This is a genomic window from Variovorax sp. Soil_C_17, from assembly GCF_057657265.1.
The window spans coordinates 267,520-290,825 of record NZ_JBDGIT010000004.1 but is presented as its reverse complement, the minus strand read 5'-3'; the positions used below and the strand labels follow the sequence as shown (position 1 = coordinate 290,825).

General features: G+C 68.9%; 23 protein-coding genes and 1 pseudogene. 13 read left to right on the top strand and 11 right to left on the bottom strand.

Annotation, left to right across the window (positions count from 1 at the left end; translation table 11 throughout):
- Positions 1-239: 239 nt before the first annotated feature.
- The 6 genes from AC3A6Y_RS21450 to AC3A6Y_RS21425 are packed head-to-tail and all read left to right on the top strand — an operon-like array spanning position 240 to position 7,834.
- Positions 240-1,049: an IclR family transcriptional regulator gene (locus AC3A6Y_RS21450; RefSeq protein WP_487870240.1), complete on the top strand. Its 810-nt coding sequence runs from the start codon at positions 240-242 to the stop codon at positions 1,047-1,049.
- Positions 1,050-1,088: 39 nt separating this feature from the next.
- Positions 1,089-3,164 carry an acetate--CoA ligase family protein gene (locus AC3A6Y_RS21445; RefSeq protein ID WP_487870239.1) on the top strand — a complete coding sequence of 692 codons (2,076 nt, stop codon included), beginning with the start codon at positions 1,089-1,091 and terminating at the stop codon, positions 3,162-3,164.
- 34 nt (positions 3,165-3,198) lie between these two features.
- Complete coding sequence (locus tag AC3A6Y_RS21440) at positions 3,199-4,179, top strand: Bug family tripartite tricarboxylate transporter substrate binding protein (RefSeq protein WP_487870238.1); 981 nt, start codon at positions 3,199-3,201, stop codon at positions 4,177-4,179.
- Positions 4,180-4,216: 37 nt separating this feature from the next.
- On the top strand, positions 4,217-5,521 hold the full coding sequence (locus tag AC3A6Y_RS21435; protein WP_487870237.1) for a DUF1254 domain-containing protein: 1,305 nt from the start codon (positions 4,217-4,219) through the stop codon (positions 5,519-5,521).
- The gene (locus tag AC3A6Y_RS21430; RefSeq protein ID WP_487870236.1) at positions 5,518-6,807 is read left to right on the top strand and encodes a DUF1254 domain-containing protein; all 1,290 of its coding nucleotides are present in this window, start codon (positions 5,518-5,520) and stop codon (positions 6,805-6,807) included. The genes AC3A6Y_RS21435 and AC3A6Y_RS21430 overlap by 4 nt, the downstream gene beginning before the upstream one ends.
- 28 nt (positions 6,808-6,835) lie before the next feature.
- Positions 6,836-7,834, top strand: a complete 999-nt coding sequence (locus AC3A6Y_RS21425; RefSeq protein WP_487870235.1) for a Bug family tripartite tricarboxylate transporter substrate binding protein — start codon at positions 6,836-6,838, stop codon at positions 7,832-7,834.
- Between the two features lie 183 nt (positions 7,835-8,017).
- Here the strand turns inward: AC3A6Y_RS21425 and AC3A6Y_RS21420 are convergent, their stop codons facing one another.
- The 8 genes and pseudogenes from AC3A6Y_RS21420 to AC3A6Y_RS21385 all read right to left on the bottom strand — a co-directional run bounded on the left by AC3A6Y_RS21420 (position 8,018) and on the right by AC3A6Y_RS21385 (position 14,244).
- Positions 8,018-9,115: an ABC transporter substrate-binding protein gene (locus AC3A6Y_RS21420; RefSeq protein WP_487870234.1), complete on the bottom strand. Its 1,098-nt coding sequence runs from the start codon at positions 9,113-9,115 to the stop codon at positions 8,018-8,020.
- 57 nt (positions 9,116-9,172) lie between these two features.
- Positions 9,173-10,057 (bottom strand): ABC transporter permease, encoded by an 885-nt coding sequence (locus AC3A6Y_RS21415; RefSeq protein ID WP_487870233.1) that lies wholly within the window; start codon positions 10,055-10,057, stop codon positions 9,173-9,175.
- Between the two features lie 12 nt (positions 10,058-10,069).
- Entirely contained in the window at positions 10,070-10,873 is an 804-nt protein-coding gene (locus tag AC3A6Y_RS21410) for an ABC transporter ATP-binding protein (protein WP_487870232.1), read from the bottom strand.
- Positions 10,870-11,661, bottom strand: a complete 792-nt coding sequence (locus AC3A6Y_RS21405; RefSeq protein WP_487870231.1) for an alpha/beta fold hydrolase — start codon at positions 11,659-11,661, stop codon at positions 10,870-10,872. The genes AC3A6Y_RS21410 and AC3A6Y_RS21405 overlap by 4 nt, the downstream gene beginning before the upstream one ends.
- Positions 11,658-12,065, bottom strand: a complete 408-nt coding sequence (locus AC3A6Y_RS21400) for a VOC family protein (RefSeq protein ID WP_487870230.1) — start codon at positions 12,063-12,065, stop codon at positions 11,658-11,660. Before AC3A6Y_RS21400 ends, AC3A6Y_RS21405 begins: the two co-directional genes overlap by 4 nt.
- Positions 12,066-12,069: 4 nt before the next feature.
- Positions 12,070-13,479, bottom strand: coding sequence for an FAD-dependent monooxygenase (locus AC3A6Y_RS21395; RefSeq protein ID WP_487870229.1), 1,410 nt, complete (start codon positions 13,477-13,479; stop codon positions 12,070-12,072).
- Between the two features lie 19 nt (positions 13,480-13,498).
- Positions 13,499-13,672 (bottom strand): annotated as a pseudogene (locus AC3A6Y_RS21390) (FAD-dependent monooxygenase); the annotation flags it as partial.
- Between the two features lie 2 nt (positions 13,673-13,674).
- A complete protein-coding gene (locus tag AC3A6Y_RS21385; protein ID WP_487870228.1) occupies positions 13,675-14,244 on the bottom strand; it encodes a GAF domain-containing protein in 570 nt (189 codons plus the stop codon).
- A 73-nt stretch (positions 14,245-14,317) separates the two neighbouring features.
- Here AC3A6Y_RS21385 and AC3A6Y_RS21380 point away from each other — a divergent pair, with 73 nt between their 5' ends.
- The gene (locus AC3A6Y_RS21380; RefSeq protein WP_487870227.1) at positions 14,318-15,304 is read left to right on the top strand and encodes a LysR family transcriptional regulator; all 987 of its coding nucleotides are present in this window, start codon (positions 14,318-14,320) and stop codon (positions 15,302-15,304) included.
- Positions 15,305-15,433: 129 nt separating this feature from the next.
- A complete protein-coding gene (locus tag AC3A6Y_RS21375; protein ID WP_487870226.1) occupies positions 15,434-16,933 on the top strand; it encodes a PhoX family protein in 1,500 nt (499 codons plus the stop codon).
- A 33-nt stretch (positions 16,934-16,966) separates the two neighbouring features.
- On the opposite strand, the gene AC3A6Y_RS21370 is transcribed toward AC3A6Y_RS21375, so the two are convergent.
- Both AC3A6Y_RS21370 and AC3A6Y_RS21365 read right to left on the bottom strand, forming a co-directional pair.
- The gene (locus AC3A6Y_RS21370) at positions 16,967-17,764 is read right to left on the bottom strand and encodes an IclR family transcriptional regulator (RefSeq protein ID WP_487870225.1); all 798 of its coding nucleotides are present in this window, start codon (positions 17,762-17,764) and stop codon (positions 16,967-16,969) included.
- Positions 17,748-18,386, bottom strand: coding sequence for a flavin reductase family protein (locus AC3A6Y_RS21365; RefSeq protein ID WP_487870224.1), 639 nt, complete (start codon positions 18,384-18,386; stop codon positions 17,748-17,750). The genes AC3A6Y_RS21370 and AC3A6Y_RS21365 overlap by 17 nt, the downstream gene beginning before the upstream one ends.
- A gap of 200 nt (positions 18,387-18,586) precedes the next feature.
- Between AC3A6Y_RS21365 and AC3A6Y_RS21360 the strand changes: the two genes are divergently transcribed.
- From AC3A6Y_RS21360 to hpaH, 5 genes are read left to right on the top strand one after another with little or no spacing between them, the layout of a single operon-like run.
- Positions 18,587-19,555, top strand: coding sequence for a Bug family tripartite tricarboxylate transporter substrate binding protein (locus tag AC3A6Y_RS21360; protein ID WP_487870223.1), 969 nt, complete (start codon positions 18,587-18,589; stop codon positions 19,553-19,555).
- Complete coding sequence (locus AC3A6Y_RS21355; protein WP_487870222.1) at positions 19,552-19,977, top strand: RidA family protein; 426 nt, start codon at positions 19,552-19,554, stop codon at positions 19,975-19,977. The genes AC3A6Y_RS21360 and AC3A6Y_RS21355 overlap by 4 nt, the downstream gene beginning before the upstream one ends.
- 22 nt (positions 19,978-19,999) lie before the next feature.
- Positions 20,000-20,887 carry an amidohydrolase family protein gene (locus tag AC3A6Y_RS21350; RefSeq protein WP_487870221.1) on the top strand — a complete coding sequence of 296 codons (888 nt, stop codon included), beginning with the start codon at positions 20,000-20,002 and terminating at the stop codon, positions 20,885-20,887.
- Positions 20,884-21,759: a fumarylacetoacetate hydrolase family protein gene (locus tag AC3A6Y_RS21345; RefSeq protein ID WP_487870220.1), complete on the top strand. Its 876-nt coding sequence runs from the start codon at positions 20,884-20,886 to the stop codon at positions 21,757-21,759. Before AC3A6Y_RS21350 ends, AC3A6Y_RS21345 begins: the two co-directional genes overlap by 4 nt.
- Entirely contained in the window at positions 21,756-22,568 is an 813-nt protein-coding gene (hpaH, locus tag AC3A6Y_RS21340; protein ID WP_487870219.1) for a 2-oxo-hept-4-ene-1,7-dioate hydratase, read from the top strand. The genes AC3A6Y_RS21345 and hpaH overlap by 4 nt, the downstream gene beginning before the upstream one ends.
- Here hpaH and AC3A6Y_RS21335 read toward each other — a convergent pair.
- Entirely contained in the window at positions 22,556-23,305 is a 750-nt protein-coding gene (locus AC3A6Y_RS21335) for an aspartate/glutamate racemase family protein (protein ID WP_487870218.1), read from the bottom strand. The two genes, hpaH and AC3A6Y_RS21335, sit on opposite strands and share 13 nt — an antisense overlap.
- Position 23,306 lies beyond the last annotated feature (1 nt).

The following is a 23,306-nucleotide window of genomic DNA, read 5'->3' as shown; positions in this document are numbered from 1 at the left end:
CGACGTCGTCAAGCTGTTCCCGGGCGTCGCATCCTTGTTGGTGCCGTTCAGCAGCACCCATCCAAGTGACGGGAGGGGACCTGGCAATGGTTTGCTTCCGGATGCTCTCCCTCAGGTCGTTCCATGGTGGCGGAGCGCCTGCGCCGGCGCAGTCCTGGTGAACCCTGCGCGAGACCATCCAGTTTCAAATATTGAAACTGGGTTTTGAGAATGCTGCGGGCCGTCCTAGAGTGCAGCGCATGATTCGCCAACTCCGGCACCAGTCCGACGTCACCGCGCTGCGCGAGGGCGACCCCAATTTCGCGGGGACCCTGGCCAAGGGCCTGATGATCCTGCAGACCTTCCTGCTTGATCCACGTCCCTATGCCAACAGCGAACTGGCGACGCTGCTCGGCCTTCCGCGTCCGACGGTCTCCCGGCTGTGCCGCACGCTGCTCGAGATGGGCTACCTGGACCGCGACGAGCGCATCGACCGCTATTTCATCGGCCCGGCCGCGGTCGCCCTCGGGTATCCCTACATCGTCTCGATTCCCTTGCGTTCTCAAGCGCGCCCGCTCATGCAGGCCTTGGCGAACCAGGTGCGCGGCGCGGCATCGATCGGCGTGGCAGTCGGCCTGGACGTGGTGTATGTCGAAACCTGCGCGTACCAGCGCGGCACCCTTGCGCGTCCGGACGTGGGCGCACTGCGCAGCGTGGCCAGCAGCGCCATGGGGCGGGCCTGGCTGCACTCACTGGGTGAGAAGGAACGCAGCGCCGTGCTGCGCCAACTCAAGTCGCAGAGGCCCGAAGAAATGGCGCGGTGCGCCGCGGGCATCGAGGAATCGCTGCTGCTGCAGACCCGCCACGGCTTTGCGATCAATCGCGGCGATGCTGGCATGGGCGTGCTGGGCGTGGCGGTGACCTCGCGCCTGCGACAAGGCACGCGCGCCTTGCTCTTCAACTGCGCAATGCCGGGCAGCCAGACGGACGCGAAAACGCTGATCTCGAGTGTCGGACCCCGCCTGGTGGAACTGGTGCGCCAATGCGAACGCAATGCCGGGGTTGCCTGATCTGCCTTCTTCATCCCTCTGGACTCTCTCCGATTACCCATGCAACTCGATGCGCTTTTCTCCCCGCGCAGCGTCGCCATCGTCGGCGCTTCGCAGAACCCGCAGAAGGTCGGCGGCATGCCGCTCCAACTGCTGCAACGGCTCGGCTACGACGGACCCCTCTACCCGGTCAACCCGGCCGCGAGCGAGGTGCAGGGCCTGACCGCCTTCGCCTCGATCGACGCGCTGCCGGCGCAGATCGACCTGGCCATCGTCGCGCTGCCCGCCATTGGCGTGGAGGGCGCGATCGAGCAGTTGATCGCGCAACGAGCGCGTGCGGCCATCGTGCTGAGTTCCGGCTTCGCCGAGATGGGCGACGCAGGCGCCGCGACCCAGACGCGCATCGCCGAGCGCGCGCGGGCTTCCGGGCTCGCGCTGCTCGGGCCCAACTGCCTGGGCGTGATGAACATCCGCCGCAAGCTCTTCGCCACCTTCTCGCCGGCGCCGCTGGCCGGCGTGCCGCAGCCGGGCGACGTCGCGATCGTGAGCCAGAGTGGCGCCTTCGGCGCCTACGCCTTCTCGCTGGCCCGCAAGGGCGGGCTCGGCCTGAGCCATTGGGTGACCACCGGCAACGAGGCCGCCGTGTCGGTGGCCGACGTGATCGACTGGCTGGCCGACGACGCCGACACGCGCGTGATCCTCGCCTACATCGAAGGCGCGCGCGATGGCGCTGCGCTGCAGCGCGCGCTGGCCAAGGCGCGCGCCGCCGGCAAGCCGGTGATCGTGACAAAGGTGGGCCGCACCGAGGCCGGCGCACGCGCCGCGATGTCGCACACCGCCAGCCTCTCGGGCGAGGACGCGGTGTACCAGGCCGTGTTCGACGCCACCGGCGCGATCCGCGCGCGCACGGTCGAAGAGATGTTCCGGCTCGGCCAGGCCTTTGCCACGGGCGGCTTGCCGGCCGGGCGACGCCTCGGCATCGTGACGGTCTCCGGCGGCGTCGGCACCCTGATGGCCGACAGCGCTTCCGATCTCGGCCTGGAGCTGCCCGCGCTGCCCGAGAGCGTGGCCGCGCCGCTGCGTGAACGCATCCCGTTCTGCGCCACGCAGAACCCCATCGACGTCACCGGCCAGGTCACGGCCGACCTCCCGGTGCTGGGCCTCGCGGCGCGCGGCGCGGCCACCAGCGGCGCCTACGACGCGCTGGTGCTGTTCGTGGCCGCCGCGCTCGCCTCGCCGGTGCTGGCGCCCTCGATCGTGGCGATGGTGCGCGAGACGGTGGCCGCCGCGCCACAGGTACCCACGGCCCTGTGCGGCATCGCCGACGAGGCCACGCGCCAGGCCTTGCTCGCCTGCGGCTGCCTGGTGTTCGAGGAGCCGACGCACGCGGTGGAGGTGCTGGCCGCGAAGGCGAAGTGGGCCGAGCACCGCATCGAGGCCCCGCCCCCTCGTCCCGCGCCGCTCGAGGTGGCCCCTGCCGTCCTGAACGAGGCCGATGCCCTGCGCTTCTTCGCCGGGATCGGTGTTCCCGCCGCGCCGCACCACCGGGTCCATTCGCCGGACGACGCCGTCGCGGCCTGGCAGTCGTTGGGCGGACAGGCGGTGATGAAGATCGTCTCGGCCGACCTGCTGCACAAGAGCGACGTGGGCGGCGTGCGCGTCGGGCTGCGCAGCGAACAGGAGATCCGCGAGGCCTACGACGGCATCCTCACGGAGGTCGCGCGACGGGCGCCGCAGGCGCGGCAGCAGGGTTTGCTGGTCGCCCGCAAGCTCTCGCCGCTGGCCGAGCTGATGCTCGGCGCCCGACACGACCCGGTGTTCGGCACGGTCATCGTGCTGGGCCTGGGCGGCGTGGAGGTCGAACTGCATCCGCGCACCGCCGTGCTGACCGCGCCCACCACGGCCGCACGGGTGCGCACGCAGCTCGACGCGCTGGGCGTGTCGAAGCTGCTGGGCGGCTGGCGCGGCCGGCCCAAGGGCGATGTCGACGTGCTGGTCGATGGGGTCTTGCGCTTCGCTGCGCTGGCCGCGGCGCTCGGACCGCGCCTGGGCACGCTCGAGATCAACCCGCTGATGGTCACCGCCGATGGCATCGCGGCCGCCGATGCGGTGGTGAGCTTCGTCGATCCGAGCTGAAGCGAAACCCATCCAACCGGACAAGGACATCACCATGAGCACATTCCTCCGCCGCCGCGCGCTGCTGCTGCACGCCAGCGCCACCCTGCTGGCGACCATGCAATGGCCGCTGGCCCGCGCCGCACTGGGCAACAAGCCGATCCGTCTGGTCGTCCCCTTTCCGGCCGGCGGCGGCACCGACGTGATGGGACGCCTGCTGGCCCAGGCGCTCGGGCAGGAGCTGGGCGCCACGGTCATCGTCGACAACGTGCCCGGCGCCACCGGCACCCTGGGCACCGCCCAAGTGGCGCGCGCCGCACCGGACGGCCACACGCTGGTGCTGGGCATCAGCGCCACGCACGCCATCGCACCGGCACTGTTCAAGGACCTGAAATACCGTCCCGACGACTTCAGCGCGATCGCCCGCGTGGCGCACGGCGGCAATGTGCTGGTGGCGAACCCCGCCTACGCGGCGAACAGCGCGCCCGAGATGGTGGCCCTGGTCCAGCGCAGGCGCGAGCCGCTCCTGTACGGTTCCTGGGGCAATGGCTCGGGGGGGCACCTGGCGATGGAAAGCCTGCGCCTCGCCACCGGCATCCAGACGGTCCATGTGCCTTACAAGGGCGTGGCGCCGCTGTTGCAGGACCTGGTCGGTGGGCAGATCCAGGTGGCCATGGCCGATGTGGCGGGCGCGCTGCCGCTGCTGCGCGCCGGCCGCATCAAGGCACTCGCGGTGACCGGGGCCCGGCGTTCCTCGGCCCGCCCGGACGTGCCGACGCTGGTCGAGGGCGGTTTCGCCTTCGACACCGAAAGCTGGTTCGCCCTGTTCGCGCCGGCGCGCATGCCGGCCGACACCATGCAGCAACTGGCGCAAGCCGCGGGCCGTGCGCTGCGGCGCCCCGAGGTGATCGAGAAGGTGAAGAGCCTCGGCATGGAGGCCGATCCGATCTCGCGTGAGGCCTTCGAGCAGCAATGGCACCGGGACATCGCCACATGGGCCCGCGCGGTACAGGCGAGCGGCCTGAAAGCCGAGTAGTTCCGACATCCACTCATTCATTCCGGAGACAAGACCGATGAGCCATGCATTCCTGAACAGCGCATTCACCACGCCCCAGGCGGCCTGGGTCGCGCACTGCGCGGTGCCCGCGGTGGTGGCCGGCTATCCGCTGCTCGAATCCGTGCGCACCTGCCATGTGCAGACCACGCCCGGCACCGCAGCCTACGGCCGCGCGCCCTTCAACCACTTCGGCCACAGTGCCGAGCGCTGGACCGACCGCGACCGCGACATCGTGACGCCGGCCAACGACCTGCTCTACAGCAACGCCTGGATCGACCTGCGCCGCGGACCGGTGGTGATCACGGTGCCGCCGCAGACCGGGCGCTACTTCGTTTTGGAACTGCTCGACACCTACACCAACAACTTCCACAACATCGGCACGCGCAACGTGCCGGCGCAAGGCGGCCGCTTCGCACTCCTGGGCCCGGACGGCACGCACGCCGCGCCGCAGGGCACCACGCCGATCCAGTGCCCGACTGCGCTGGTGTGGGTGCTGGGGCGGGTGCTGGTGGACGCGGATGCCGATGTCGTGGCCGCACGCGGCGTCCAGGCCGGCTTCGCCATCGACGCACCGGCGGCCGCCGATGCGCCCGCGAGCGTGGCGCAATGGCAAACGAGCGGCGACGATCCCGCACTCGCCTTCTTCGCCAACCTGGCGCGCGCGCTGCGCGACTTCCCGCCCCCGGCGTCGCAGCAAGGCGCCTTCGACCTGCTGCGCGGGGCGCACGTGAAGCTCGATGCCGACGGCGGACTGGGCGACCTGCGTCCGGCGACGCTCGAGGGGCTGCGCACGGCCTACGCCTCGGCGATGAAGATCATCGACGGCGCATCGCGCCCTGCGTCGAAGGCCCCGTGGCGCTACTCGACGCGGCTGGGCCGCTATGGCGACGACCTGCTGCTGCGCGCAGCCACGGCCTGGAAGGGCCTGGGCGCGCTGGCCGGTGACGAGGCGATCTACGCGACCACCGACTACGACGACCACGGCGAAGAGCTCGACGGCGACCGGCTTTACCGCCTCCATTTCGAGGATGGCGGCCGGATCCCGGCAGGCGCGTTCTGGTCGATCTCGCTCTATGGCGCGGACCGCTACTTCGCGGCCAACGCGATCGGCCGCCACGCGCTGGGCAATCGCAGCCCGCTCGAACGCCATCCCGACGGCAGCCTGACCCTGTATGTGTCGCGCCGGCGCCCGCCGGGACCCGAGGAGAACTGGCTGCCTGCACCGAGCGGCGCCTTCTACCTGATCCTGCGTGTGTATCACCCGCAGCCCGCATTCCTGAGCGGCGCGTACCGCATGCCGAAGCTGGAGCGCGTGGCATGAAGCGCGAGGCCCTGGCGGTGACGCACGAGGCCGTGCTGCGCACCCTGCCGCTCTTCGAGATGGCGCGCATGCGTGCCGCCACCGCGCCTCGCCGGCATCCGCTGCACGGCTTTGCCGGTCCGGACGCCGCATCGACGCTGCGCTGGCTCAACACGTTCACGCACTCGAAGCGCCTCCTCACGCCACAGGATCGCGAGGTGGTCACGCCCAACAACGACACGCTCTACACCAACGCCTGGCTGGATCTCACCGAGGGGCCCCTGGTGATCGACGTGCCCGACATGGGCGAGCGCTACTGGACGCTGGGCTTCCTCGACATGTGGACCAACCCTTTCGCCTATGCGGGACGCCGAACGACGGGGAATCGCGCGCAACGCCTGTTCGTTCATGGGCCGCGATGGACCGGCACGCTGCCCGAGAGCATGGTCGAGGTGGCCGCACCGGGCGATGACGTGTGGATCATCGGCCGCATCCTGGTGGACGACGACGCGGCCGACCTGGCACGCGTCGCCCGGTTGCAGCAGCAGTTCTCTATCCTGCGAGCCACCGACCTGCAACCCGCCGCACACGTGGCCGACACGGGGATGGACGGACGCAAGACCGACACGCCCGAAGCGCAGACGTACCGCACCGTGGTCGACGCCGTCCGGGCGCGCAACCCCGCGCCGCCGGCGGACCATGACACGCACTCGCTGTGGCATCAGGCGCTGGGCCAGCCTAGACCGCACCTGCAGCGGGCGCTGGCCGAGGTCTGCCAGGCCCTTCGCGAGGATGCGCAGCCCTCCGACGTCGGCGGCGGATGGAACATGCCGATCGCCATCCGCACCGACTGGGGCACGCAGTTCGCACTGCGCGCCCGGGTGGCGCGCAACATGATCGGCGCGCTGGGCATCGAGGAGGCGATGTACCCGGTGGCCGAAGTGGACGACCAAGGCCGGCCGCTCGACGGGGCGCACCGCTACACGCTCACCTTCCCGCCGGGCAATGCACCGCAGGTGGATGCCTTCTGGTCGCTCACCCTGTACCGCAAATCCGATTGCCTGCTGGCGGACAACCCGATCGACCGCTACTCGATCGGCGACCGCACGCACGGCCTGCAGTGGGACGCGGACGGCGGCCTGCGCATCGCCATCCAGCATGCCGCGCCATCCGAGCCGCGCGAGCGGGCCAACTGGCTTCCCGCGCCGGACGAGCCCTTCTATCTCACGCTGCGCCTCTACCAGCCGCGCCCCGCGCACCTGGCATTCCACTACGCCTATCCGCCTATCGTGCGGCTGGCCGACTGAAGGTAACGACACACAAGGAGACAGAGCCATGAACGACAGCACACGCCGCAGCTTTTTCTTTCACGCAGGCGCCCTGGCCTCGGCCGTGTGGGCCGGAGGCGGCATCGCGCATGCGCAGCCGGGACGCGTCTGGCCCGACAAGCCGGTGCGCGTGATCTCGCCCTATGGCGCAGGCGGGTCCAACGACATCTCGGCACGCATCCTCACCGAGGAACTGGGCAAGCGCCTGGGGCAGCCCTTCGTGGTCGAGAACAAGCCCGGCGCCGGCACCCGCGTGGGCAATGAGTTGGTGGCGCGTGCCGCGCCCGACGGCTACACCCTGCTGTACGTGGCAGCTCCCTATGCGGTGGTCGAGAGCCTCTATGGCAAGCTGAGCTATGACCCCCGCAAGGACCTGCGCGCAGTGAGCCTGGCCGCGGTGGCGCCGGTGTTCCTGATCGTCAATGCCGACTCACCCTTCAAGACACCCGCCGATCTCGTGGCCCATGGAAAAGCCAACAAGGAACGCGGCCTCACCTTTGCATCGCCCGGGAGCGGCTCGGGCCCGCATCTGGCGGCCGAGCTGTTCTTCAAGGAGGCGGGCGTCAAGGGACTGAATGTGCACTTCCGTGGCGACGCCACCTCGTACACCGAGCTGCTGGCCGGCCGGGTCGACGCCACCCTCACCGCCATCACTTCGGCGCTGCCGCACATTCAGAGCGGCAAGCTGCGCGTGCTGGGCGTCGCCTCGGAGCAACGCTCGCCCGTCTATCCGTCTGCGCCCACCTTGCGAGAGCAGGGCTTCCCCAACGTGGTCGGCTATGGCTGGTTCGGCTTCATGGTGCCGGCGGCGACGCCGCAGCCGATCGTGGAGCGGCTGTCGAGCGAAGTGAAGGCGATCCTCGCGGAGCCGGCCGTGAGCCAGAAACTGGCCGGCCTGGGCCTCCAGGCGATGGGCACCGCCCCGGCCGAGTTTGCCGCCTTCATCGACAAGGAAATGACGCGCTGGGACGCCGTGGTCAAGCAGGTCGGCATCAAGGGTGAGTAGCACGATGCACGCGGCGCACGGCCTTCTGCGGGCCGCGTCCCTGTTCGAGACACCTCGGCAGACAGCCTCTTCATTCTGCCGCTACGGCGCGGGCAGCACGCTGAAAGAAGGAGTCCGAAGCTGCGTAGCCGCCGCCCGATGAGCGAACCCGCGATTTGCGCGTCGTGCTGCCGTGCATGAGGCCTACAACCTGAACGACCGCGCAATCTCGACCACCGCTTGCTTGTCGAACGCATTGATCTCGTCGATCAGCTCGTTGCTGAACAGGCGGTTCGGATCGCCCAGCTCCTCGGCCAGCTTGGGGTTCTTGCTGCTCTCGGCAGCCATTTCAATGTTGGACTTCCACTCGGCCAGCGAGGAAGCCCCCATGCGCTGGTCCGAATCGTCCGGCCGGCGCAGCCAGCTGTTCTTGCGATCCTTCAGGATGAAGGCCAGCTCCTTGCGCGCCTCTGCCTCGCTGCGGCCCTTGGGCCGGCTCTCGGGGTACACGGCCCAGTGCAGGTCGATGCCGGCGTCGAGGTTGGCGTGCGCGAAGATGGTGGACTTGGCGATGCCGCGGAACAGCGCCACCAGGTTCTTGCGCTCCTCCTTCAGCAGCTTGCGCGGCACGCAGATCCAGCCCGATCCGAGCTGCGCGAACTTCGGCGTGAGCGGCACATAGCGCAGTGGAGTGCCGACAAGCTCGATGCGGGCGGCCGCGGTGTCGAAGCTCACCATTGCATCGACGCGGTCGTTGTCGATCGCCGCGCCGGCCGGTGCGCCGTCGCCGATGGCGATGTATTCGCACTTGTCGTCCTTCATCCCCAGTTCGGCGAGCATGGTCTTGGTGACCACGATCCCGCTGTCTCCCTGGCTGCGCACGCCGACGCGCTTGCCCGCCAGGTCCGCCGCAGATCTGATCGGGCTGCCTGGCTTCACCACGATGACGTTGGCATTGCGCGGCAGCCATTTGTAGACGCTCACCAGGTCCAGCGTCGGGTCCTTGGCCATCGCCGGCAGCAGGATGCCGGGCACGGCGGGCCCGAAGTCCACGTGGCCCGCGCGCAGGTTTTGCAGCGCCTGCGTCATGCTCGACATGTTGACGTACTCCACGTCTACGCCGCCGGGCTTGTAGAAGTTCAGCTTGGGATGCTGACCCGAGGTCACGAAGCACTGCTGCGGGTCATTGACCGCCGCGGTGTTCGCCACCTTCATCATGCGCAGGTTCTGCGCCAGTGCCGGCAGCCCGCCGGCGAGTCCGAGGGCACCCAGGCCCAGGCCGAAATCACGTCGTGTCAACATGGTCCACTCCTTGCCGGCACCCGCCGGCCGCGTTGAAAGAAAACAGCTCGTGCGGATCTAGACGTTCACGGTGCGCTGCGAGGTGTCGGCCGGCATCCAGTGCAGCACCCGCCGCTGCACGCGACGCAGCAGCGCGGTCAGCGCAATGCCGATCACCGAGAGAACGACGCACACCGCGAAGCTGCCGCCGGTGTCCGCTTGCGCCTCCATCTGCAGGATCAGCACGCCCAGGCCGGCCTGGGCCCCGACGAATTCCCCCACCACCGCGCCCACCACACTGAAGGCCGCGGCCATGTTCAAGCCCGCGAAGATGTAGGGCAGGGCGCTCGGGAACTTGGCCTTGCGGAAGATCTGCCAGGGCGTGGCGGACAAGGAGCGAAGCAGGTCGACGCGATCCGGGTCCACTGCCTTGAAGCCCGCGATGCTGGTCACCAGCACCGGGAAGAAGGTCAGCAAGCAGATGATCATCACCTTGGAGCTGATCCCGAAGCCGAGCCAGACCACGATGATCGGGGCCACCGCTACCTTGGGCACGCTTTGCAGCGCAGCCACATAGGGTTCCAGCAGCGCCTCCAGCTTCGGCATCTGCGAGACCACGATGCCGATCGCCAGGCCGATGCCACCGCCGATGAGAAAGCCCAGCAGGATCTCGGCCAGCGTGATGCCGCCGTGGTACCAGAAGCCGTCCTTCGCCAACGGCCCCGTGGCCAGGCCGCGCCAGAGCGCGACCCCGATGTCGCTGACCGGCGGGACAAGGTGCTTGGGCACCTTGAACAGCCGCACGGCCGCCTCCCATGAGCCGAGCAGCGTGATCAAAAGCAGGATCGATTGCACGCGGGTCGATGCCAGCGGGTTGGCGCGGCGGACTCGCGGGGCCTTTGCCGGCTCGGCGGCGGAATCATCGTGCTGCGCAGCATCTGTGGCGAACATGGCCGTGGTCATGGCAGCACCCTTTCAGTCGAACGAAGCGGCATGCGAGAAGCGCTCGCGGATGGAGGCGGTGGCGGACGCGAACGCCGGGGCCGACATCACTTCCATCGTTCGCGGCCGCGCCAGGTCGATGGGCAGCACACGCTCCAGCGTGCCCGGGCGAGGCGACATCACCAACACCTTGTCACCCAGGAACACAGCCTCGGGAATGGAGTGCGTGATCAGCACCACCGTCTTGCCGCTTTCCATCCAGATGCGCTGCAGCTCGAGGTTCATGCGCTCCCGCGTCATCGCGTCCAGCGCACCGAAGGGCTCGTCCATCAGCAGGATCTTGGGGTCGTGCAGCAGTGCCCGCGCGATCGAGGCGCGCTGCTGCATGCCGCCGCTCAGCTGGCGCGGCAGCTTGTGCTCGAAACCGTCGAGGCGGACCATGTGCAGCAACTGCAGGGCCCGTTCGCGCGCCTGACGCATGTCCAGGCCGATCACCTCGGCCGGCAGCATGACGTTCTCGAGGATGGTGCGCCAGGGCAGCAGTATGGAATTCTGAAACACGACCCCCACGTCTCGCCGTGTGCCATGGATCGGCTGTCCGTCGAGCAGCACGCTGCCGACCTCGTAGCCGAGCAGGCCTGCCAGGATGCGCAGCAGGGTGCTCTTGCCGCAGCCGCTCGGGCCGACGATGGTGACGAAGCTGCCCTGCTCGATGCTGCAGTCGATCTGATCGAGCGCGAGCACGCCATCATGGCCTCCGCCGAAGCGCTTGGACAGGCCTTCGATGCGGATGTAGTCGGATGATCTTGCGGGTGCAGTCTGCAGCATCGTGTTCATGGCTTGACTCCAGCGGGATTCAGGAAGCGAAGGATGTGGTGGGCGAGCACTTCCGGCGCCTGTATTGCCGTCACATGCCCGATGGCCGGCAGCAGCACGGCATCCGCACCGCGGATGCGGCCCGCCATGGACAGCGTCACCGTCGGCGGCACCACGCGGTCCAGTTCGCCCGCCAGCACGAGCGTCGGCGCCACGATGTCCGCGACCCCGTTGTCCAGCGTCGTCGTCACGGTGGCCGCTCGCCGCTCGAACCGAGCCGACGCCGGCCGGGCGTTCGCAAAAACGCGCCGCAGCTCCGGGCGCTGGCGCAGGAAGTCCTCGGGAAAGAACCACGTGGCCAGTTCCTCGGCCGTTTCCGGCAGTCCCTGCCGCAGTTCGGCCAGGCGGCGTGCGTCGGGAACGAGCTCCTCATACGGCCGCGGCAGCGGCCAGGTACTGGCGAGGACCAGGCGATCGATCGAGCGCGGATGCAGCAGTGCCAGGGCTTGCGCCACTCTGCCGCCGAAGGACGAGCCGAACACGTGCGCGCGCTTGAATCCGAGCGCCCTGATCAACTGGTGCGCGTCGTTGGCCAGGTCGGCCAGCGTCGCCGCGCGTTCCGGCCCCTCGGTGTCGCCGCAATCGCGCTGATCGTAGGAGATCACGCTGAAGTGCTTCGCGAGGTGCGGCACCAGCGCGGCGAACATCTGCCGCGATGCTTCCGCGCCATGCATCAGCACCAGGGCCGGGCCGTGGCCTGCGCGTTCGAAGGCGACACGCACCTCACCGGCCTGCACGAAGTCGGTCATGCCGCGGCTCCCTTTTCCTGATCCATCCAGAAGGTCATCTCGATCTTCAGGCCCCGGGGATCACGCAGGAACAGCTGATGGATCTGCCAGCCGGGGATGGGAGCCTCGGTGAAAGGCACGCCCAGCGCATCGAGGTGTTCGCGCATCTCCATCAATCCGTGCGAGCGAAACGAGATGTGATCGATGTGGCCGGTGACCGGCTCCACCGCCGTGTCCGGTTTCGACAAATGCGCATACAGGTGCACGATGGGCTGGTCCTCCGCATAGAGCCAAGCACCGGGCGCCGGGATCTCCGGCCGCGCCCCGGCCTGCAAGCGCATCACACGCGTGTAGAAGTCCACCAGTGGCGGCAGCTCGTCCGGCGTGCAGCGGATCGTGTAGTGGTGCAGTGCGGTGACGGGCATGGCGTCAGTCCAGCAGCTTGGCGAGAGCGGCAGACAACTCGGCCGCGGGATCCGGCGGCGTCCACGGCATCCGGAAGGCCACATGCCCGTCCGGCCGCACGAGCACCGCGCCGCGCAGGCCGAGCAGCAGGCCGTCCTTCTCGTGCGAGTCATTCAATTGGTGCGCCTGCACGGTGCGCCGCGTCCTGCCGGAAACGGCACGCGCCGCCTCCATCCAGTCATCGGCCTTCGGGCCGGCGACCAGCACGAACTCCTGGTCGAACCAGTCCAGCGTGGTGTGCCGCCGTGCCAAGTCCAGCCACAAATGCGGGAACCGTGCGCCTGGGCGGTCGGTGGGTTCGTACCAGCGCGGCCGCATCAGGTGCCTGCCGGTGCCGTCGGGGATCACCGCACCGTCCTCATAGCAAAAGCCCAGCGATTGGCCGATGCTGTGGATGTGGTTGTCGCTGTCGCGAATCCAGAAGCCGATGCGCTCCGGATTGCCGGAACGCAAGGCCTCGTCGCATTGGGCGAAGCGCGCGGCGTTGTGCAGGCTGAAGTCGGCATTCGATTCAGCGACGGGGCGGCGCTCGCGCTCGTAGCTGTCCAGCAGGCGTGCGCTGGCGCGTCCACTGAGCACGAAGGCCAGCTTCCACGCCAGGTTGTGCGCGTCCTGAATGCCGGAGTTCATGCCGTAGCCCCCGTTCGGCGGGAAGCGGTGCGCCGAGTCGCCCACCAGGAGCACGCGCCCCTTGCGGAAGCTCGCCGCCACCTGGCGGCTCATGCGCCACACCGAGCGGTTGATCACCTTCACGTCCAGGTCGGGGACGCCGGCGACGGTGCGGGCGAGCCGCACGACTTCGTCGTCGGAACGCTCGCCGATGCGCTCGTCCACCTCGCGTCCCACCGGCAGCAGGCTCAGCCACCGGTCCTTGCCGTTGGTGTTGAGCACCGTCGTGATGGGGTAGGGCGAATCCTTCGCATACACGCGCCAGCCGGCGCAGATGGCGGCGTCGCGCACGTGCGAGAGGTCGGCCTGCCAGAACTCGTTGGCCATCACGGCCAGCGCGGCCGGGCCGCGCATCTCGATGTCGGCCTGCCGGCGCACCGAACTGGCGGCGCCGTCCGCGGCGATCAGGTACTGGGCTTGCCAGGTGGCGGTCTCGCCGGTATCCACCTTGCGGCCGGTCACCGCAATGCCGCCGGCGCCCTCGTCGTAGTGCAGGAACTCGTGGCCGAACAGGAAGCGGCCCACCTCGCTCTTGCGCGCGTGGTCCAGCAGTTCCCTCTCCACCGTGTCCTGCGACTGGATGATCTTCCAGCACGGCGAGTGGCCCACGTTCGGCTCGGGGTTGGTGCGGCCCCACTCGTGGCCGGTCATGGATTCGCAGAAGGTGAAGAAATCGGAGCCGTCCGGCAGCGCGTGGCGCTTCATCTTGCCCGTCGATGCCCCACTGGCGGAAGATCTCCATCGTGCGCGTGTAGGTGCCTCGGGCCTTCGGATGGTCCGTGGTCGTCGCGCTGCGTTCGAGCAGCACGAAGTCGACACCGAAGCGCTGCAGCAGGATCGCCATCGACAGGCCCACCGGGCCGCCGCCGACGATCACGACAGGAATTTTGCTTTGCATGGTCAAGCCTCCATGGGTGAGCTGAGGCGCGCGCCCCTGAAGCGGTACGCCAGGCCGGGCGCGGCGGGCACCCAGCGCGCCGCGGCCAGGGCCAGCAGGCGGATGCCCAGGACTTCCTCCGGCAGCCAACAGGGTCGGGTGCCGAAGACGTTGAAGGTGGCGTAGCAGAGATCGCCCTGGAGCAGGGGCACGTTGATCACGCTCTGGAGGCCGTGCATGCGCATCTGCTCGAAATCATCGAAATGGCGCGCCAGCGCCTCTTCCCCCTCGCCGACGAATACGCGACCCTGCAGGAACAGGCACTCGGTCCACGGCCCGGGCGTCTTGCGCTTGACGCCGTCCACCGGGTAGTGCTGCGCCTCGGACGAATAGAAGCGGCGTAGCCGGATCTCGTCGACCGGGTCGCTCTCCGTCGTCACGTTCTGCTGGATGCTGAAGATGCTGTCGCCGGCAATCCGGCCCCGATACAGATCGACCTGGCGCAGAGCGGCGCTGGCGCTGCGCGCCTCGTCGAGCACGTCCAGGAGGCCGGCCGCAAGGGCCGTGAGCTTCGATGCGATGGCTGCGTCCATGAAGAAAGTCTAGGCGGCGCAGTTCACTGAAGTGCATTAAATTCTGATGGCCCGATAACCCAGGAGTTATGGCTTGCCGACTGCCCGCGACCCCGCCGCCGAGCTGCAGCACGCGCTGCTCTCCCGCCTGAAGCTGCGCCAGCTCTCGCTGCTGCAGGCCATCGACCGCCATCGCACGCTGGGCCGCGTGGCTGCCGAGATGCGCTTGAGCCAGCCCGCCATCACCAAGGCACTGCGCGAGGCGGAAGACATCTTCGGCAGCACCCTCTTCGAGCGGACCAGCCGTGGGCTGGTCCCCACGCCGTCGGGCGAGGCGGTGCTGCACTACGCGCGGCGCTGGCTCGCGGAACTGGAGTCCACCACGCGCGTGCTCACCTCACTGGAGGCAGGCCGCAGCGGACGCCTGCGGCTGGGCCTGACGCAGCAGGTGCCGCAGCAGTTGCTGTCCGCCGCGCTCACTCACTTGCTGGATCGCACCCCGCGCATGGCGGTGATGACGCGCGAGGGCACGACGGACGAGCTCGTCGCGGGCCTGGTCGCGCGCGAGCTCGATTGCGCGATCGGCCGCTCCTACGACGGAGATGCAACGGGCCTGGTGCAGGAGGCGATCTACCAGCAGGAGCCGTGCCTGGTGGTGGCCGCGAAGAGCGTCAAGCGGCTGTCGCGCGGGCCGCTGGACTGGTCGCGGCTGGCGCAGCTCGACTGGATCCTGCCGCCGCCGAACACGCCCATGCGCAGAACCTACAACGCGATCTTCGTGGGCGCCGGCGTGCAGCCCCCCGTGCCGATGCTGGAGACGACGTCGATGCGCAGCATGGAGACGGTGCTGCGTACCGAGCCGAACGCCATCGCCATCCTGGCTCGTGACGTGGTGATGGAGATGGAGCAGGCGGGGCACCTGGCGGCGCTCCCCCATCGCTTGAGCTGGAGCCTGCCGCCCGTCAGCTTCTTCACTCTGAAGGAGCTGGCGGGGCATCCGATGGTGCAATCGTTGAGGGCGGCCGTGGGAGAGACTGCGCGGGGAATGCAGCGCAAAGGCGAGGGGCGGGCAATGGGCTGAGGATGAGCCCAGGAACCATCGAGCCAGGCCGTCGTGAGCGGGAACGGTTCAGCGCTGCGTCGTTGTAATGGCACTGACACCGCGACACTCTCCAATGCAGGGCACCCCACATCCACAACAGGAGTTTTCATGTCGTTCAGATCCCGCCGCGGCTTCCTGCGCGGCTCGACATCGGTCGCGGCCCTCTCGTTCATCGGCACCATGCAGGCGCTGCAGGCCCGCAACGCCAATGCCGCCACCGGCAGTACCGGCCTCGTCGCCAGCCCCTATGGCCCGGTCGCACCGGCGCTCGACGAAGCCACGGGCCTGCCGCTGCTGCAGTTGCCCGAAGGCTTCGCCTACCGCTCTTACGGCTGGACCGGCGACCAGATGAACGACGGCCAACCGTGCCCGAGCAACCACGACGGCATGGCGGTGGTCGCCTCCTACGGCCGCGGCAGCAGTGTCGACGTGGTGCTGGTGCGCAACCACGAGCGCGGCCAGTCGGCAGCCCCGATCCGGGCGCCGGCCATGTACGACACTGCCGCCAGCAGCGTGAATGGCCGGTTTGCCGGCGGCGGAACCACCAACCTGCGCTTCAAGGGCCGCCAGTGGGTCGGCATGGAGGCAAGCTTGGGCGGCACCCTCACCAACTGCGCCGGCGGTCCGACGCCCTGGGGCACCTGGCTCACCTGCGAAGAGACCGGCAGCAACCTCGAGCCGCAAGGCGGCAAGAAGCACGGCTACGTGTTCGAGGTGCGGGTCAACGCAGCCGAGACCACGGGCAAGCCGATCGTCGCCATGGGCCGCTTCAGCCACGAGGCCGTCGCCGTCGATCCGAAGACGCGCTTCGCCTACCTCACCGAAGACAGCCGCAACAAGTCGGGCTTTTATCGTTTCATCCCCAACGATCCGAGCGGCCGCCCGGGCAGCTACGAAGCGGGCGGCAAGCTGCAGATGGCCAAGGTGGTCGGCCGGGCCAACGCCGACCTCAATGTCGCCTCGACCGGCGACACGCACAGGCTCGAATGGGTGGACATCGCCGATCCCGATGCGAACCCGGTCTCGACGGTGCTCCCGGGCTTTGCGGGCACCACAACGGTGGCCGGCCCGTTTGCGCAGGGCTGGGCGCAAGGCGGCCTGCGCATGGCACGCGGTGAAGGCATCTGGTATCACGACGGCAAGCTCTTCATCGTCGATACCGCCACCGGCGTCAATGCCGCGGGGGAGGGCGGCAACGGTGAAGGCGCGGTGTGGGAGTACGACCTCGCCACCGGCATACTCAAGGCGGTCTTCGTGTCGCTCCATGCGCTGGCCGCCAACAATCCGGACAACATCACGATCAGCCCGCGCGGCGGGGTGCTGCTTTGCGAGGACGGCGGCGGCGTCGACGACCAAGGTCAGGGCCGCATCGAGCGCATGGTTGGCCTGACCTCGGACGGCGGAAGCTTCGTGTTCGCGCGCCACAACGTGAATCTCGGCGCGGACCAGATCACTGCGGCCGGCAAGATGGTTGCGCCGGGCGACTACCGCAACAGCGAGTTCTGCGGCGCCTGCTTCGATCCGGCCGGCAAGGTGCTGTTCGTGAACGTGCAGCAACCCGGCATCACCTTCGCGATCTGGGGACCTTGGGCACGCGGGCCGCTTTGATGTCGCCAGGCGCAATGACGCCTGCGCCGGCCCTCACCGCTTCCGCCGCGCGATCTCCCCAGCCTGGGCCCCGATCAAGGCCGCGCGTTCCTGCATCTGCTTCACCACGCCAGGCACCCGCTCGTCCGGCAAGCGCTCGGTGATGGTGGCCATCGCCAGTCCGGCCACCGTGCGACCGTCCGGCAGGCGCACCGGCACCGCGATGGCGCGGGAACCCGGCACCACGCCCGCCGGCGCATACGCATAACCCAGCGCACGCGTGCCGGCAGCTCGCTCCAGCAGCTCCGCCGGATCGACGTGAAGCGCGTGCAGCCGCCGCGCATTGCGCCGAACGATCTCGGCAGCCTCCGCTTCCGGCAGCGACGCCAGCAGTACCAGGCCGCTGACGCCGACGCCCAGCGGCCGGCGCGCACCGATCTCGATCGACAGCACCTTCACCGGAAAGCTCCCGGGGCGCCGGTCGATGCAGACCGAGTCGGCACCATGGCGGATCGTGATGAAGGTGGTGTCGCCCAGGGACTCGGCGAGGTAGCGCAGGTGCGGCTCGGCGATGGCGCGGATCGGGAAGCGTGCCGAGCGCGCCAGCCCCAGCAGCGAGACATCCCCGCCAATGAGGTAGCGGCGCGTCGCCGGGTCCTGCTCGACCGCGCCTTCCTCGACCAGCACCCGCAGCAGGCGATGCACGGTCGGACGGTTGAGGCCCGTATGGCTCACCACGTCGGTCAGGCGAACGCCGCGCTCCTGACCGGTCGCGACCACGCGCAACACGGCCAGCGCCCGGCGCACGCTCTGCGCGCCGGCGGTGGCGGCCACGTCATCGGCTTGCGTCATCTCCATTCATCACCGACTTGGGCGTCTGCTGCATGCCGCGCAGAGTGACGATTTCGCCCAGCGTCGCATAGTTCGGCCCGCCGATGCGGCAGACCGGATCGAGCGCCTTCGTGTCGACCTTGCCGTCATGCACCAGGCCCTCGCGGAAGTGGAACATCATGACCTCGCCCACCATGAACTCCGCGCCGGTGTTGCCGAATTCGATCACGCGCTCGAGCCTGCACTCCATGCTGACCGGCGCGTCGGCGAGCCGGGGCACGCGCACGGTGTTGCAGGGCAGGGTGCGCAGGCCGAGCAGCTCGGTCTCGCTCACGTCGGGCGCATGCTCGGCGCTGCTCTCGTGGATCGCGACCATCTGTGAAGCGTCGCCGATGTTGACGACGAACTCCTTCAGCGCATGGATGTTGGCGCCGGTGTCCTTGCGCCGGCCCGCCTTGCGGCCCACGTTCACGCCCAGCAGCGGCGGCTTGTTCGACACGAAGGTGAAGCAGGAGAAGGGCGCCAGGTTGATCACGCCGCGCTCGGACAGCGAGGTGATCCAGGCGATGGGGCGTGGCACGACGATGCCGCTCATCAGTCGGTAGGTGGCTTCGGGCGACAGCGCGCCGGCTTCGATGAACATGGCGGGGCCTCTCGGGTTGGGACTGAGGCGATTGTCGGCAGTGGCGCGGATACGCGCTTCTGCGATCTTCACATAACGTCCACCATGTGGAACAAAGCGCAGCTATTGCATTGCAGCATCGTGCTTGCGCTTCCTACAGTAGAGGCAAGCCGAAACGGGGTCCTCACCCGCGATCCCACGGCGCTTTCGGAGACATCATCTTGAGACTAGCAACCGCTTTCCTCGCCGCCAGTGCCGCGCTGACCCTGCTGCCCGCCGTGGCCCAGAGCACCTGGCCCGACAAACCCGTCAAGCTCGTGCTGCCCTATCCGCCCGGCGGCAACGTCGATGGTGCCGCACGCATCATCAGCGAACAGCTGCAGGCCGTTCTCAAGCAGCCTTTCGTCGTCGAGAACCGCCCCGGCGCGGGCGGCATGATCGCCGGCGAGGCCGTCGCCAAGGCGCAGCCCGACGGCTACACCTTCTTCATGGGGGCGAACGGCCCCATCCTGTTCTCCCCGACGATCTTCAAGCGCAACGCCTACGACTGGAAGAAGGACTTCGCGCCGGTCAGCTCCGTGTCGTTCACGCCCCTGGTGCTGCAGGTGCATCCGTCCACGCCCTACAAGACCGTGGCCGAGCTGGTGGCCGCAGGCAAGAAGCCGGGCAATGCACTGACGATGGCTTCCCCCGGCGCCGGCACCACGAACCACCTGCTCAGCGAGTACCTGCAGCGCGAGAGCGGCGCGCGCTGGACCACGGTGCACTACAAGGGCAATGCCCCGGCCACGACCGACCTGCTGGGCGGCCAAGTGCAGTTCAACTTCGACCAGGTGTCGGTGGCCGGCCCCTTCATTCAGCAGGGCCGCACGCGCGCACTGGCTGTGAGTTCGCCCCAGCGCCTGCCGCAGCTGCCCGACGTGCCGACCTTGCAGGAAGCCGGCTTCAAGGACTTCAGCACCGAGACCTTCACGGGCATCCTGGCGCCGCGCGACACGCCGAAGGAGATCGTGGTTCGGCTGTCGGATGCGCTGCAGACGATCCTTGCGGACAAGGCAGTGCAAGCGCGCTTCCAGGCCCTGGGCTCCGAAGCCCGCGGCAGCACGCCGGATCAGTTCACGGCGTTCCTCGCCAAGGAGGACGCCCGGTGGATGCCCATCATCAAGCAAGCCAACATCACCGCGGAATGAGCAGCCACGCCCACTCGCCGCTCGGCCGCGCCGCGCCGGCCGCGCGCACCAGCATCTACGTCGAGGGCTTCTCCCACAGGAACCCCATCCCCGCGGCATGCCGCGTCGGGCCGCTGCTGGAGAGCGGCAGCATCCAGGGCAACGACCCGGCGACCGGCAAGCCCGCCGCGACCGTCGAGGAACAGTGCCGCTTCATGCTCGACAACGTGCGTCGCATCGTCGAGGCCGCGGGCGGCAGCACCGCGGACATCGTCAAGCTCACGGTCTGGATGAAGGATCGCAGCCAACGCCCCGCGCTCAACGTGCCCTGGCTCGAGATGTTTCCCGATTCCGCCTCGCGGCCGGCGCGCCACGCGATCGTCGCGCCGGAGCTCGACATGGGGAAGCTGATCGAGTGCAGCTTCACTGCCTGGATCGCCTGAACGTCCGACCGCCTAACAAGATATGCCCGACTACCTCCCTTTCGATCCGCATCCGCGCGCGCCGGTGCCCCTGCCGCCGCCGCTCGCCTGCGACAGCCAGTTCCATGTCTTCGGCGCGCGCGAGCGATACCCGGTGCGCCCCGGCGCGGCCTATGAAATGCCCACGGCCACATGGCAGGTCGCCCAGGCCCTGCATGCCACCTTGGGCATCGAGCGCGGCGTGATCGTCCAGGCCACCACCTACGGCGCCGACCACACGGTGGTGCTCGATGCGCTGGAAGGCCTGAACGGCCGTGGACCGCGCCGCTACCTGGCTTGCGCCAACGCCGCGGTGCTGGTCGAGCGCGACGACGCCTACCTGCAGAAGCTGCACGACGCCGGCGTGCGCGGCGCGCGCTTCACCCGCGGCGGCCTCGGCATCCGCCTGAGCGCGGACGAGCAGGCGCGCGCCTTCGCCCGGATCAAGGAGCTGGGCTGGTACGTCAAGGTGCAGCCCGAGGCGAACGGCATTGCGGAGCAGCTCGCCGCCTTCGAAGCCCTCGACGTGCCGGTGCTGCTGGACCACATGGGCCGCGCCGATCCTTCGCGGGGCGAGGCCGATCCCAGCCTCGCGCGCATGCTGGAGCTGTTCGAGCGTGGCAACTTCTGGGTGATGCTGTCCTTGTCCGAGAAGCTCTCGAAGACCGGTGCGCCCTGGAACGACGTGGTGCCGCTCGCGCAACGGCTGATCGAGGCCGCGCCCGAGCGCTGCGTATGGGGCAGCGACTGGCCGCATCCCGTGTCGGTCAAGCAGCCGCCGAACGAGGGAGAGCTGCTCGAACTGCTCTACCGCTTCGCGCCCGACCCCGCCACGCTGCACAAGATCCTCGTCGACAACCCCGCCCGCTTCTTCGGATTCCAGACCCCATGAAACTCATCAGCTATCTGCACGACGGCGCCCCGCACTGGGGCTGCGTCACCGGCGACGGCGTCGTCGACCTGGGCCGGCGCCTGCCCGGCATCGCCTCGGTGGCCGCACTGCTCGAAGGAGGCGAGGCGGCGATGGCGCAGGCGCGCGCTGCGGCCGAAGGCGCGGCGCCGGACCATGCGCTGGCCGATGTCGAGGTCGCGCTGCCCATCGCCCGGCCGCGCCGCATCTTCTGCATCGGCGTGAACTACGCCAACCGAAACGCCGAGTACAAGGACGGCAGCGAGCTGCCCAAATACCCCAGCCTCTTCATGCGCGTGTCCGAGTCCTTCGTCGGCCACGGGCAGCCGCTGCTGCAACCGCTCGAATCGAAGCAGCTCGACTACGAGGGCGAGATCGCCATCGTCATCGGCCGCCGCGCACGTCGCGTGTCGGGCGACGCGGCCCTGGCCTGCATCGCGGGCCTGACCTGCATGAACGAAGGAACGATCCGCGACTGGGTCCACCATGCCAAGTTCAACGTGACGCAGGGCAAGAACTTCAACGCCTCCGGCGCCATCGGCCCCTGGATCGCCACGGCCGACGAGTTCCCGCAGGGCTACGGCGGGCTGCGCGTGCAGACGCGCGTCAACGGCGAGACGCGGCAGGACGACACGACCGCGAGCCTGATGTTCGACTTCGCCTACCTGATCCGTTACCTGTCGACCTTCACCACCCTGCAGCCGGGCGACATCATCGCGACGGGCACGCCGACCGGCGCCGGCATCCGCTTCGAGCCGCCGCGCTTCCTGCAGCCGGGCGACGTCGTGGAAATCGAGGTCGAGGGCGTAGGCGTGCTGCGCAACGTGGTGCAGGCCGAGGAGGCCCTCTCATGACGCTGGCCGACGCAGCCCTCGCGCAGGCCGCGCAACGCCTGGAGGACGCAGAGCGCACCCGCGTGGCCTGCCGCCAGTTCTCGCTGGACCACCCCGACATGACGATCGCGGATGCCTATGCGATCCAGCACGCCTGGATGCAGCTGAAGATTCGCAACGGCCGCACGGTGAAGGGGCACAAGATCGGGCTCACCTCCAAGGCCATGCAGCGCGCCGTGAACATCGCAGAGCCCGACTACGGCACCTTGCTCGACGACATGTTCCATCGCGATGGCGCGGTCATTCCGTCCGAGCGCTTCCTGCAACTGAAGATCGAGGCCGAGCTTGCCTTCGTGCTCGCCAAGCCGCTGTCGGGCCCGGACTGCACGCTGTTCGACGTGCTCGACGCCACCGCGTACGTGACGCCGGCGCTGGAGATCCTCGACGCGCGCATCCAGCGCGTGGACCCGCAGACGAAGCGCACGCGCACCGTGCTCGACACCATTTCCGACAACGCCGCGAACGCAGCGCTGGTGCTCGGCGGACGCCCGTTCAAGCCGGCGATCGTCGACGCGGATATCCGGCGCATCGGCGCCATCGTGAGCCGCAACGGGGAGGTCGAGGAGACCGGCCTGGCGGCGGGCGTGCTCAATCATCCGGGCTACGGCGTGGCCTGGCTGGCCAACCGGCTGCACCGTTTCGGCATTTCGCTGGAGGCCGGACAGGTCGTGTTGGCCGGGTCTTTCATCCGGCCCATCGATGTGGCCAAGGGCGACACGGTGGTGGCCGACTACGGCGAGTTCGGCACCGTGTCCTGTCACTTCGGATGATGCCCGAAGCATGCGGTCAAAGGTCCGGACAAGCCGATGGCCGGTTTTGAGGCCGGCCGCCGGAACGTCCCCGCGGTCGCCTTGCGCACCTTGAGGCTGACCAGCGCTTCGGCCTGCTTCACCGCAGCCGCAATCTGGTCGACAACGGGAACCGGGATGCGATCTTTCACCTTGTCGGCCAGCCCCGCAAGCGGCGCCCCGGCGAGGATGACCACATCGGCCTCGTCCTCGGTGACCGCCTGGTTCGCCAAGTCGACCAGCAGCTGTTCCTTCTCGTCCTGCACATCGGACACGGAGTTGAACCGGCCGTCGAGCATGCGGATGCCGGCGAGCCGGCCGGTGAGGCCGTGCGACTCGACGCACTCCTGATACCAGGGCCCCAGCGCCTGGGCGAAGGTCACGATGGCGAAGCGCCTGCCGAGCATGCAGGCAGTGAGCATCGCGGCCTCCGCCATGCCGACCACCGGAATGTCGAACAGCTCGCGCGCGCCGAACAAGCCCGGGTCGCCGAAGGCCGCGATGATGGCCGCATCGAATGCTCCGTGCTGCTCGGCCAGCATCTCGAGTGCGACGGCACCGCCGATCTGGGCCTCGGCGCGGGTGGCGATGTAGGGGAAGCCGCGCGGTGCCGTCAATGCGACGAGTTCGGTGCCGGCTGCGGCGGCCGGACGGGCGGCGGCCATCAGGCGGTCGGTGATGCCTTGGCTGGTATTCGGGTTGAGGACGAGGATTCGCATG